12 protein-coding genes are annotated in these 11,991 nt (G+C 74.4%); 6 read left to right on the top strand and 6 right to left on the bottom strand.

The features are described from left to right. Position 1: 1 nt before the first annotated feature. A complete protein-coding gene (locus ACRB68_RS14625; protein WP_153533026.1) occupies positions 2-1,528 on the bottom strand; it encodes a CYTH and CHAD domain-containing protein in 1,527 nt (508 codons plus the stop codon). 134 nt (positions 1,529-1,662) lie between these two features. Between ACRB68_RS14625 and ACRB68_RS14620 the strand changes: the two genes are divergently transcribed. After that, positions 1,663-3,294 carry an SDR family oxidoreductase gene (locus ACRB68_RS14620; RefSeq protein ID WP_153533025.1) on the top strand — a complete coding sequence of 544 codons (1,632 nt, stop codon included), beginning with the start codon at positions 1,663-1,665 and terminating at the stop codon, positions 3,292-3,294. A 201-nt stretch (positions 3,295-3,495) separates the two neighbouring features. On the opposite strand, the gene ACRB68_RS14615 is transcribed toward ACRB68_RS14620, so the two are convergent. Further along, a complete protein-coding gene (locus ACRB68_RS14615) occupies positions 3,496-3,666 on the bottom strand; it encodes a DUF5670 family protein (RefSeq protein ID WP_153533024.1) in 171 nt (56 codons plus the stop codon). Between the two features lie 58 nt (positions 3,667-3,724). Next, positions 3,725-4,495, bottom strand: a complete 771-nt coding sequence (locus tag ACRB68_RS14610; RefSeq protein ID WP_328594212.1) for a putative protein N(5)-glutamine methyltransferase — start codon at positions 4,493-4,495, stop codon at positions 3,725-3,727. Between the two features lie 361 nt (positions 4,496-4,856). On the opposite strand from ACRB68_RS14610, the gene ACRB68_RS14605 reads away from it, so the two are divergent. The 3 genes from ACRB68_RS14605 to ACRB68_RS14595 are packed head-to-tail and all read left to right on the top strand — an operon-like array spanning position 4,857 to position 8,603. Further along, a complete protein-coding gene (locus tag ACRB68_RS14605; RefSeq protein ID WP_207709695.1) occupies positions 4,857-6,803 on the top strand; it encodes an MMPL family transporter in 1,947 nt (648 codons plus the stop codon). A gap of 5 nt (positions 6,804-6,808) precedes the next feature. Next, on the top strand, positions 6,809-7,987 hold the full coding sequence (locus ACRB68_RS14600; protein WP_153533022.1) for a sensor histidine kinase: 1,179 nt from the start codon (positions 6,809-6,811) through the stop codon (positions 7,985-7,987). A gap of 1 nt (position 7,988) precedes the next feature. Beyond that, positions 7,989-8,603, top strand: a complete 615-nt coding sequence (locus ACRB68_RS14595) for a response regulator (RefSeq protein WP_153533021.1) — start codon at positions 7,989-7,991, stop codon at positions 8,601-8,603. Here the strand turns inward: ACRB68_RS14595 and ACRB68_RS14590 are convergent. Further along, on the bottom strand, positions 8,600-9,076 hold the full coding sequence (locus ACRB68_RS14590) for a GNAT family N-acetyltransferase (protein WP_328594211.1): 477 nt from the start codon (positions 9,074-9,076) through the stop codon (positions 8,600-8,602). The genes ACRB68_RS14595 and ACRB68_RS14590 overlap by 4 nt on opposite strands. 133 nt (positions 9,077-9,209) lie before the next feature. Between ACRB68_RS14590 and ACRB68_RS14585 the strand changes: the two genes are divergently transcribed. After that, positions 9,210-9,533 (top strand): WhiB family transcriptional regulator, encoded by a 324-nt coding sequence (locus ACRB68_RS14585; RefSeq protein WP_153533019.1) that lies wholly within the window; start codon positions 9,210-9,212, stop codon positions 9,531-9,533. On the opposite strand, the gene ACRB68_RS14580 is transcribed toward ACRB68_RS14585, so the two are convergent. After that, complete coding sequence (locus ACRB68_RS14580; RefSeq protein ID WP_153533018.1) at positions 9,534-10,493, bottom strand: NADPH:quinone oxidoreductase family protein; 960 nt, start codon at positions 10,491-10,493, stop codon at positions 9,534-9,536. 104 nt (positions 10,494-10,597) lie between these two features. Here ACRB68_RS14580 and ACRB68_RS14575 point away from each other — a divergent pair, with 104 nt between their 5' ends. Then, positions 10,598-11,206 carry a rhomboid family intramembrane serine protease gene (locus tag ACRB68_RS14575; protein ID WP_153533017.1) on the top strand — a complete coding sequence of 203 codons (609 nt, stop codon included), beginning with the start codon at positions 10,598-10,600 and terminating at the stop codon, positions 11,204-11,206. An 18-nt stretch (positions 11,207-11,224) separates the two neighbouring features. Here ACRB68_RS14575 and ACRB68_RS14570 read toward each other — a convergent pair whose 3' ends face one another. Beyond that, complete coding sequence (locus tag ACRB68_RS14570; protein WP_153533016.1) at positions 11,225-11,989, bottom strand: SDR family oxidoreductase; 765 nt, start codon at positions 11,987-11,989, stop codon at positions 11,225-11,227. Positions 11,990-11,991 lie beyond the last annotated feature (2 nt).

Below are 11,991 nucleotides of genomic sequence, written 5' to 3'. Positions count from 1 at the left end.
ATCAGAACTCCGGGGTCGAGATCGCGGCCCAGGCGCTCTCCAGCAGGCGGCGGGTCGTCTCGGCCTCGTGGTGCTCGGCGCCGTAGAGCACGCCGAGGGTGAACGCCTCGGCCGGCGTGCGGGCGGGGGCGGCGCGCAGCCGCTCCATCGCCACCACGGCGTCCTGGTGGTCGCCGAGCACCCGCTGGATCCGCTTGGCGTCCTTGGCCGCCGCCTTGGCGGCGTCGCCCAGCGCGGGCCGGGCGAGCTCGGCGGCGTAGCGGGCGCGCTTGGCGGCCTTGCGGGCCTCGTGCCGGGCGACGTCGCCGTCCTCGGCGCCGGTGATCGCGGCGTACTTGCGCTCCATCCGCCACCACGACTTCTGGATCAGGCCCGGCAGCTCCTTGGCGGGCTTGCGGCCGGCGGCCTTGCCCTGGAACGGCGGGTCGGCGACCAGCGCGTCCAGGGCGTCCAGCAGGGCGAAGTAGCGCGGCTCCGACAGTGCCTTGTTCAGCCGCCGGTAGGCCGCCCGCTCCTGGTGGGGGACACCGGCCAGCCAGGCGGGCTCGGCGAGGTCGCCGAGGAGGGCGAGGCGGCCCGCGAAGCGCTCGCGCAGCACCTCCAGGTCGCGGACCTCGGCCAGGACCTCGCCGAGCCACTTCAGCTCGCCGATGACCGGCTTGATCCGCTCGGCGTCGAACAGCGGCTTGTAGTTCTGCAGCGCGCTGCGGATGCGGCGGGCGGAGGTGCGCATCTGGTGGACGGCGTCGGGCCCGGCCTGCCGGGCGCGCGGGTCCTGCCCGACCAGCACCTCGGTCCGCGCCGCGATGTAGGCGATCACGACCTCGCCCGCGGTGCCCGCCCGCGCGGCCGCGTCGGCCCGGGCGGTGTCGCGCTCGGCGTGCAGCACCCGGGCGAGCTTGGACGCCGCCCCCGACCGGGTGGCCCCGGCCTTCTTCAGCCGCTTGCCGGCCGCCTTCAGCAGGTCGGGGGAGCCGGCGTCGCCGAGCTCGACCTCGATCTCCCGCCAGTGCCGGGCGGTGTCCCCGGCCCCCGCCCTGGTCTCGGCGGGCGCGCCGGGGGCCAGTTCGACGGCCGTGCCGCCGTCGCGCAGGTCGCGGCCGGTGACGGCGTCGTCGGCGACCTCGGCGAGCATGCGGCCCTCGGCGTCCAGCAGCATCGTCGCGGTCCGCTCGGTCTCCACCGTGGCGACGGGCCGCAGCGGCGCGCCCCGGCTGTGCGCGGCGACCAGCCCGGCCAGCTTCGCCGGCGGCGTCTGGGCGCGGCCGAGCGGCGCGTGCACCTCGACCTTGCCCTCGGCGGCGGGCATCTTCAGGTGCCAGCCGGCGTCCTTGCCGCCCCGGCGGCGGCGCAGCGTGATCCCGCCGCGGGCGAGCCGGAGGTCCTCGGTGTCGAAGTAGGTGGCGTGCAGGAGGTGGCGCTGGGGCATCGGGGCGGAGGCGACGCCCGGCAGACCGGACAGATCCGGGACGGTGAAATCGGGGTCGGCGTCGTACTTGTGCTCGATCTCCACATGCTGCTCGGTCACGTTGCGCTCCCCACGAACGGATCCTCGGCTCAGCCTTACACGGGATCTCTGCCCAGGACAGAGCGGATCAACAGCGCTGTAACGTCGGTCACTGTCGATTGACCGGGGCGGCCGCCGCGGCCCTTAATGACTTCATGTCCAATACTGTCCGCGGCGACGGCGTCGACCTCGCCGTCCACGAGCGCGGGTCCGGCCCCGCCGTCCTGCTGGTGCACGGGTACCCCGACACCCACGCCGTCTGGGACGGCGTCGCCGCGCGCCTCGCCGAGCGGTTCCGCGTCATCACCTACGACGTGCGGGGCGCGGGCGCGTCCTCGCGGCCCGCCGGCCGCGCCGCCTACCGGCTGGACCGGCTGATGGCCGACATGCGCGCCGTGCTCGACGCGGTCAGCCCCGGCGAGCCGGTCCACCTCGTCGGCCACGACTGGGGCTCCATCCAGTCGTGGGAGGCGGTGTGCACGATGCCCGAGCGGTTCGCCTCGTTCACCTCGATCTCCGGGCCGTCGCTGGACCACGTCGGCCACTGGATGCGCCGCTTCCACCCGCGCAGCGCGCTGCGGCAGGGCCTGCACTCCTGGTACATCGGCTTCTTCCAGTCACCCGCCCTGCCCGAGCTGTCCTGGCGCACCGGCGTCGGCGCCCGGCTGCTGGAGCGGCTGGAGGGGCACGCGCACTTCGGGCCGACCCTGTCCGCCGACGGCGCCGCGGGCGTCGCCCTGTACCGCGCGAACATGCCCGAGCGGCTGCTGCGGCCCCGCGAGCGGCGCACCGACGTGCCGGTCCAGCTCGTCGTGCCCGAGGACGACGCGTTCGTCACGCCCGCGCTGGCCGAGGCGGCGCGCCCGTACGCGCCGAACCTGTGGATCCGGCGGATCAAGGGCAAGCACTGGGTGCCGGTCTCCCGGCCCGACGTCATCGCCCGCCTGGTCACCGAGCACATCGACCAGGCCCCCGCCGCGCGCCGCGCTCTGGACAGCGAGTTCGAGGACCGCCTCGTCGTCGTCACGGGGGCCGGCAGCGGGATCGGCCGCGCGACCGCGCTGGCGTTCGCCCGGCTCGGCGCGCGGATCGTCGCCGCGGACCTGGACGCGGCCGCCGCCGAGGAGACCGCCGCGCTGGCCGGGCCGTCCGCCCGCGCCTACGCGGTGGACGTCTCCGACGGCGTCGCGATGGAGAAGTTCGCCGCCGAGATCGGCGCCCCCGACATCCTGGTCAACAACGCGGGCATCGGCATGTCCGGCTCGTTCCTGGACCACACCACCGAGGACTGGGAGCGCCTGCTCGGCGTCAACCTGTGGGGCGTCATCCACGGCGCCCGGCTGTTCGGGCGGCTCATGGTCGAGCGCGGCGAGGGCGGGCACATCGTCAACACCGCCTCGATGGCGGCGTTCACCCCGTCCCGGTCGCTGCCCGCCTACAGCACCAGCAAGGCGGCCGTGCTGATGCTCACCGAGTGCCTGCGCGCCGAGCTGGCGGGCGAGGGCATCGGCGTCTCGGCGATCTGCCCGGGGATCGTCAACACCGCGATCACCCGCACCACCGCGTTCGTCGGCCTGTCCGCGGACGGGCAGGCCGAGCAGCGCAAGCGCGCCGTGCGCGCCTACGGGCTGCGCAACTACGGGCCCGAGCAGGTGGCGGAGCGGATCGTCGCAGCCGTCCGCAAGGACAGCGCCGTCGTCCCGGTCACGCCCGAGGCGCACCTGGCGCGGCTGGTTTCGCGGGTGTCGCCGGCGGCGATGCGCCTGCTGGCCCGCGCGCGCCTCTGAGAAAGACGACGACCCCGCCGGATCATCCAGCGGGGTCGTCGCACGTCAGGGCCGATGTGCCGGGTCGCCTCTCGGCGAGATGCACAACGCGGCTCCAGCCGGACGGTATTCCGCGAAGGCGATAGATGAGGCCCGGGGACACCAGGCACACCGACCATCATGTGTAACCGGCCGGCGCCGGGATATGTTCCCGGCCCCGGTTCACCAGCGGTACCAGCGGCCCCGCTTGCCGGTGGAGTCCGCGCTGCGGACGACGAAGCCGAGCAGCCACAGGACCAGCACGATCACGGCGACGTACCAGAGGATCTTGAGGGCGAAGCCGGCGCCCGCCAGGACCAGCACCAGCAGCAGAACGAGGATCAACCAGAGCATGACACTTCCTCCTTGGCGGCGTTGTCCCCGGGGGAACCGGCTCCATGCCGCCGGAAAGTCACAGTTCAGACACGCTGCGGCCGATGACTACGGTGGCGTACCACTCGTCCGAGGCGACGACCCGCGGGACCAGCCCGCCGGCCTCCACCGCCGCCACGGCCGCGGGGACCTGGCGCTCGCTGGTCTCGAACAGCAGGTGCCCGCCGGGCGCCAGCCAGGAGGCCGCCTCGCCGGTGACGCGCCGCAGCACCTCCAGGCCGTCGGAGCCGCCGTCCAGGGCGACCCGGGCCTCGTGCACCCGTGCTTCGGCGGGGAGCAGGGAGACCTCGCCCGTGGGGACGTAGGGGACGTTGGCCAGCAGGACGCCGACCCGTCCCCGCAGCTCCTGCGGCAGCGGCTCGAACAGATCGCCCTCGTAGACGCGGCCGACGTTGCGCCGGGCGCACCGCACCGCCGCCGGGTCGACATCGGCCGAATACAGCTCGACGTCCACCGAAGCGGCCAGGGCCGCGCCGAGGGCCCCGGAGCCGCAGCACAGGTCGACGGCGACGTCCCCGGCCCCCGTCAGGCCGATGGCCTGCCGCACGAGGAACTCGGTGCGCCGTCTGGGGACGAAGACCCCGGCGTCCACGGCGAACCGCAGCCCGCAGAACTCGGCCCAGCCGAGAACGTGCTCAAGGGGGAGCCCGGCGGCGCGGCGCTCCACCATCGAGGCCAGTTCGGCGGGCGTCGTCGCGGTGGAGAGGATCATCCGCGCCTCGTCCTCGGCGAAGACGCACCCGGCGGTGCGCAGCGTGGAGACGACGGCGGATTCGGTGAGAGGTGACACAGGTGTTGCCTTCCGGGATACCTACGGGGCTCCCCGGGCCACCTGTTACGCCAGGTCGGCCAGGCGGGAGCACCCGTTCTGCTCGGGCATGAGCGGGACTCACCTCCTCGGCCGCAGCGATACGAACACCGCCACCTTACCGGGACAGGTGCCGACCGATGCGGCGACCGTGGCCCTCCAGCGGAGGCCCTGAGGGCGGGCCGCCTGTCCACCGGTCGGTGGACAACGGGTTCAGCCGGTCGATGCTGTCGCTGGATATGGCGCTTTCACCAGCATTGACGGCATGAGTGATCTTGTGGTGCGGGTGGCGCGGTGGAGTGCCCATCATCCGTGGCGGGCCATAGCCGGGTGGTTGTTGTTCGTGGCGGTATGTCTGGGGGCCGGTCTTCTGGTCGGCGGGAACGCCGCCACGTCGGCGGACTTCCGGGTCGGTGAGGCGGGACGCGCCGAGGCGATGGCCGAGCGCGGCGGGCTGCAGCAGCGGCCGCTGGAGCGGGTCCTGATCTCCTCGCACGGCGGGGGCGATGTCGACGCCGCCGCCCGGGAGGTCGGCGATCGGATGCGCCGGCTTCCGGAGGTGGCGGAGGTGGCGGCGCCGGTGCGGTCCGCCGACGGGCGGGCCCTGCGGGTCGACGTGACCATGCGGGGGCCCGAGCTGGACGGCAGGAAGCACGTCGGGCCGCTGCTCGCCCAGACCGCCGCCGTCCAGAAGGCCCATCCGGGGCTGCGGGTGGAGGAGTCCGGCAGCCCGTCCATCAGCAAGGACGTCCAGGCGCAGCGGGGCGAGGACCTGTCGCGCACCGAGATGCTCGCCCTGCCCGTCACGCTGATCGTGCTGCTGCTGGTGTTCCGGTCGGTGGTGCTGGCGGCCGTGCCGCTGCTGCTGGCGGTCTCCTCGATCGCGGCCGGTGTCGGGCTGTCGATGCTGGCCTCGCACGTCTTCCCCGACGCCGGGGTCGGCACCAACGTCATCCTGCTCATCGGCATGGCCGTCGGCGTCGACTACACGCTGTTCTACCTCAAGCGCGAGCGGGAAGAGCGGGCCCGCGCGCAGGGGCGGCTGAGCGCCGAGGCCCTGGTGGAGCTGGCCGCGGCCACCTCCGGGCGGGCCGTGGTGATCTCCGGGCTGGCGGTCGCGGCGTCCAGCGCGACGCTGTACCTGGCCGGCGACGTCATCTTCGGATCGCTGGCCACCGGCGCGATCGTGGTGACGCTGGCCGCGGTGGTCAGCTCGCTGACGGTGCTGCCGGCGCTGCTGGTCAAGCTGGGGCGGCGCGGCGGGGGCCGGACGCCGCAGCGGGGGACGGGGCGCGTGCTGCGGGCCACCGCGCGGCGGCCCGTCCTCACCCTGGCCGTGGCGCTGGCCGCCATGCTCGCCCTGGCCGCCCCGCTGCTCGGCATCAGGCTGACCGACGTGGGCCGCGAGACCTACTCGCGCGACCTGCCCGCCATGGCCGCCTTCCACCGCGTCAACGACGCCTTCCCCGAGCTGCGCTCGACCCACCGGGTCGTGGTGGAGGCCGACCCGGGCCGGGCGGACGAGGTCGCCGCCGCCCTGCGCACCCTCACCGGCACGCCCCGGCTGCTCACCTCGGCCGACCGCCGCGTCACCGTGCTGGAGGTGCCGTTCCCGCACTACCCGAGCACACCGCAGGCGCAGGAGTCGCTGCGGGACCTGCGTGCCGCAGCGCGCGCGCTGCCGGGCGTCCAGGCCGCGGTGACCGGGGACGTCGCCCGCTACGCCGACTACCCCGAACATCAGAAGGGCAGGATGCCGCTGATCCTGGGCGCGCTGCTGCTGGTCACCTTCGTCATCACGGTGCGGGCGTTCCGGTCGGTGGTCCTCGGCGTGGTCGGGGTGCTGCTCAACCTGCTGTCGGCCGCGGCGTCGCTCGGCCTGCTGACGCTGGTGTTCCAGGGCACCTGGGCCGAGGGCCTGCTCGGCTTCACCTCGATGGGCTCGATCGGCTCGCGCGTCCCGCTGTTCCTGTTCGTGATCTTGTTCGGGCTGTCGATGGACTACCAGATGTTCGTGCTTAGCCGCGTCCAGGAGCTGGTGCGCGGCGGCGTCCCCGCCCGCCGCGCGGTGCTGGAGGGCATCGGCGGCTCGGCCAGGGTGGTGACGGGCGCCGCCGTGGTGATGGTGACGGTGTTCGCCAGCTTCGTCCCGCTGCACCTGATCGAGATGAAGCAGATCGGGTTCAGCCTGGCGGCGGCGGTGCTGCTGGACGCCTTCGTGATCCGGCTGGTGATCCTGCCGGCGGCCCTGCTGCTCCTCGGCGACGCCGCCTGGCGGAACATAAGGTGATCAACATGCGGCGGGACGACGATCCGTACCGGATCCACCTTTGGAACAGCCTGTCCTGGCTGCTGCTGGGCCTGGCGCCCGACATCGTCGCCGCGCAGGGCGACCAGGGCGCGATGCGGTACTGGTCGTCGGCGCTGCCGGTCGCGCTCGCCGTGGCCTACGGCCTCGCCTGGCGGTTCCCCCGCCCCCATGGGGGACACCCCCAACGCCGAGGCGCGTCGCAAGCTCCGGGCGCCTCGGCCCCCCGCCGCGAATGGTTCCTGTGCGTGCTCGTCGCCGGGCTGGGCGCGCTGGCGTACCTGCGCGGCGGCGCGGCGCTGTACGTCGTCTCGCTGCCGATGTTCTGGCTGTTCGCGGCCACCCCGCGCCGGTCGGTCGCGTTCAGCGGCGCCGCCGCCCTCGCCACCGTGGCGGGCTGGACGATCCGGACCGGCGACCCCTTCGCCGGCAACGCCGTCGTCACCGTCGCCGCCTTCGCGGCGGCCGTGCTGCTCGGCCTGTCGGTGCACCGCCGGGTCAGGCGGGGCGAGGAGCGGGCCCGGCGGCTGGACGCCGAGCTGGCCGAGGCCCGCGCGCAGCTGGCCGAGGCGCACCGGCGGGAGGGGGCAGCCGCCGAGCGCGACCGGCTCGCCCGCGAGATCCACGACACCCTCGCCCAGGGCTTCGCGGCGATCGTCGCGCTCGCCGAGGCCGCCCGCGCCGACCCCGCCGCGAGCGGCCCGCGGCTGCGCTCGATCGAGCGGACCGCGCGGGACAACCTCGCCGAGGCGCGCACCCTGGTCGAGGGCGCCGCGCCCGCCGGCTCCATCGCCGCCACGCTGCGCCGCACCCTGGACCGCTTCGCCGAGGACACCGGCCTGGCCGTCAGCGCCGACCTGCCCGACGTGGAGTGCGACCGGCCGGCCCGGATCGCGCTGCTGCGCTGCACCCAGGAGTCCCTGGCCAACATCCGCAAGCACGCGGGCGCCACCACCGTCGGCGTCGTGCTCGCCCGGTACCCGCACGGCGTCGAGCTGGAGATCACCGACGACGGCCGCGGCTTCGCGCCCGGGCGGGCCGGCGGGTTCGGCCTGGCCGGGATGCGCCGCCGCCTCGCCGAACTCGGCGGCGAGCTCACCGTGACCAGCTCCGTGGGCGACGGCACCCGCGTGCTCGCCGCCCTGCCCCTGAACGGACGGACGTGACATGACCGGACTGCGCGTGCTCGTGGCCGACGACCACCCGGCGATGCGCGCCGGCGTCGTCGCGCTGCTGTCGGCCGACCCCGCCATCACCGTCGTCGGCGAGGCCGCCGACGGGCGCGAGGCGGTCGAGCTGGCCGAGCGCACCGAGCCGGACGTGGCGCTGCTGGACCTGCGGATGCCCGTCCTGGACGGCGTCGCCGCCACCGCCCGCATCGCCGCCCGCACCCGGGTGCTGATCCTCACCACCTACGACACCGACGCCGACATCGAGCGCGCGGTCGAGGCGGGCGCCGTCGGCTACCTGCTGAAGGACGCCACCCGCGAGGAGCTGGTGGCCGCCCTGCACGCGGCGGCGCGCGGCGAGACCGTCCTCGCCCCGCAGGTGGCGCGGCGGCTGGTGAACCGGATGCGCCGCCCGGCCCCGGCGGCGCTGACCGCCCGGGAGGCCGAGGTGCTGCGCGCGGTGGCCGACGGGCTGTCCAACGCCGACATCGGCCGCCGCCTGGTCATCGCCGAGGCGACGGTGAAGACGCACCTGCTGCGCATCTTCGCCAAGCTGGACGTGGGCGACCGCACCCGCGCGGTGGTGGTGGCGCTGGAGCAGGGCCTGCTCTAGTCGTCCTTGAGGTGGTACTTCATCCCCATGTGCGAGGGGCGGAAGCCGATCTTCTGGTAGAAGCGGATCGAGTCGGGGCGCTGCCGGTCGGTGGTGAGCTGCACCACCCGGCAGCCGCGGGCGCGGGCCTGCTCGATCGCCCAGCCGATCATGATCTGGCCGATGCCGCGGCCGCGCTGCTCGGCGGCCACCCGCACGCCCTCGATCTGGGCGCGCTCGCCGCCGGTGTAGGTCAGGCCGGGGATGTAGGTGATCTGCATCGTTCCAGCGACGGCCCCGCCGGACTCGGCCACGATGACCGCGTTGTTGGGGTCGCGCTCGATGGCGGCGAACGCCGCGAAGTAGGCCTCGGGGATGACCTCGCCGGGGGTCTCCCGGGTCATGCCGAGGGGGTCGTCGGCGAGCAGCCGGACGATCTGGGGCAGGTCGTCCCGCGTCGCTTCGCGGAAGGTCACTTCGTGGTCACGCCGCACGCTGACCAGGCTATCCGGACGTCCCGCCACATTGTTCACCATGACTTGTAGTACTACGTGTTGTAGTACTACGTTGGGTTTAACAGGTACCCCACCCCAGCACTGCCGGCGCGATCCGCCGCAGGGAGATGCCATGTCGAAGCCGAGCACCGAGGAACACTGGAGCGACCACGCCATCTGCCGTGGTGCCGATCCCGACCTCTTCTTCCCCATCGGGTACGCCGCGCCGATCCTGCGGGAGCAGGAGCGCCGGGCCAAGGCGATCTGCGGGCACTGCCCGGTGACCGCCGAGTGCCTCGGCTGGGCGCTGCGCGTGGGCGAGCCCGATGGCATCTGGGGCGGGACGACCCCCGAGGAGCGGCGCGAGCTGCGCCGCGCCGCCGAGGCCCCCGCCCGCCGCCGGCTGCCCGTGATCTCGGTCCGCGGGGACGTCGAGGAGACCGCCTCCGCCGCCTGATCAGGGGACCAGTGCGATCTTTCCCACAACACGCCGTTCGCGCAGGTCGGCCAGGACCTTCTCCGCGCCGGCCAGCGGCCTGACGGCGGGCGCGACCGGGTCCAGCGCGCCGTCCTCGACCAGCCGGAGCAGCTCGCCGAGGAGGGCGCGCTGCTCCAGCGGGCGGGACATCGCCCAGGCGCCCCAGTCGACGCCGACGACGGACCGGTTGCGCAGCAGCACCTGGTTGAGCGGCAGGGACGGGATCGTCCCCGACGCGAAGCCGATCACGGCGTAGCGGCCCCGCTCGCGCAGGGCGCGCAGCGCCGGGCCGGCCAGGGCGCCGCCGACCGGGTCGTAGACCACGTCCACACCGCCGTCCGACCAGCCGCGGGCGGCGGTCTTGACATCTTCGGCCGGGTCCACGGCCTCTTCGGCGCCGGCGTCGAGCGCCGCCGCCCGCTTCTCCGGCGTCGACGCGGCCGCCAGCACCCGGGCGCCGAGGGCCCGCGCGACCTGGATCGCCGCCAGGCCGACGCCGCCGCCCGCGCCCAGCACCAGGACCGTCTCGCCTGCGGTGAGGCCGGCGCGGTCGCGCAGGGCGAACAGGGCCGTGCAGTGGCTCTGGACGAAGGTCGCGGCGCGGGCGGCGTCCAGCCTCGCCGGGATCGGGACGGCCGCCGCCGCGGGCACCGCGACCCGCTCGGCGAACCCGCCGAGGCCGCACATGGCGAGGACGCGGGTGCCGGGAGGCGGGTCGTCCACGTCCGGGCCGGTGGCCAGCACGGTCCCGGCGACCTCGCCGCCCGGCACGAACGGCGGCGGCGGCTTGATCTGGTACTCGCCCCGGACGAAAAGGCCGTCCACGAAGTTCACGCCGGCCGCCTCGACGGCGATGACGACCTGTCCGGGACCGGCCGTGGGATCGGGCGTTTCGGTCAGGGTGAGGGAACCGGGCTCGGTACACACGACGGCGCGCATCCGCCCACTATGCCGAAACCGAATCTGGTTCACCAGGGAACGGCGGAGGCTTACCGCACGTTGCCCTGATGACTGCGGAATCGTCCCGATCTACGGTGGAGGCTATGAGCTTTCCCCAGGTCCCGGAGAAGCACCGGTCCGACGGGCTCGCCGCGCACGGCGCCCGGGCGGTCTCGGCGGCCGCGCTGGTGCTCGGCATCACCGCGGTCATGTGGGTGCTGGAGCTCGCCGACTACGCGCTCGGCGGCACGCTCGACCAGTTCGGCATCCACGCCCACGACGTCAACGACCTGCCCGACATCTTCACCGCGCCGTTCATGCACGGCTCGATCGGGCACCTGATGGGCAACACGCTGCCGTTCGTCATCCTCGGCTTCCTGGCCGCGATGCGCGGGATCGGCAAGTTCCTGGTAATGATGCTGATCGTCATCGTGGTCGCCGGGCTCGGCGTGTGGACGCTCAGCACCGGCAACACCCTCGGCTCCAGCGTGCTGGTCTTCGGGTTCTTCGGGTACCTGCTCGGCCGGGGCGTGTTCGAGCTGCGGATCGCCGACGTCGTCATCGCGGCCGGCGTGGTCGCGGTCTACGGCACGCTGATCTTCGGGGTGCTGCCGCAGGACCCGCGGATCTCCTGGCAGGGCCACCTGTTCGGGCTGATCGGCGGCGTCCTGTCGGCCTGGGTGCTGCGCCACCGGCGGGCCGCCGCGGACTGACGGCCCACCGGCGGGGGGTCAGTGGGGGCGGACCGACACGTCGGCGACGACCGCGTCGCGCGGCGTCTCCAGCGCCCCCACCAGCACCCGCGCGACGGTCGCGGGGTCGGCGTAGTCGGCCGCGTCGTACGCGCCGTCCTCCTGCGCGCGCACACGGCGCTGCATCTCGGTCGCCGTCCGGCCCGGGTAGACGGTGGTGACCCGGATGCCCGGTTCTTCGGCGCGCAGCGAGTCGGCGAGCGCGCGCAGCCCGAACTTGCTCGCCGCGTACGCCGACCAGTTCGGGTTGGCGCGCAGCCCTGCGGTGGAGTTCACGAACACCACGTGGCCCTCCGCCGCGCGCAGCGCGGGCAGCAGCAGCCGGGTCAGCTCCGCCGCCGCCACCAGGTTCACCGACAGGTGGTCGATCCAGTCGTCGGCCTCCAGTTCGGCGACCGGCCCCAGGTGGACCACCCCGGCGGCGTGCACCACGCCGTCCAGCCGGTCGGGCAGGTCGGCGTCGGCGAGCCGCGCCTCCAGCCGGCGCGGCTCGGTGAGGTCCAGCACCAGCCCGTGCACCGAGGGCTCCTCGGTGGCGGTGCCGGCGCCGCCCGGCGATCCGTTCTGCACCTGCCTGATGACCTGCGTCGGCGCGTGCGCGCCGGTGCGCAGCCCCTTCCCGAGCTCGTTCAGCCGCTCGGCGGAGCGGCCGGTGAGGATCAGGTCGTGGCCGCGGTCGCGCAGCAGCTCGGCGACGGCCTTGCCGATGCCGCCGGTCGCCCCCGTGATGAGATAGGTGCCCATGG

This window comes from Actinomadura macrotermitis, from assembly GCF_009604375.1.
Taxonomy (GTDB): domain Bacteria; phylum Actinomycetota; class Actinomycetes; order Streptosporangiales; family Streptosporangiaceae; genus Spirillospora; species Spirillospora macrotermitis.
This window is presented reverse-complemented; position numbering and strand designations above follow the sequence as displayed.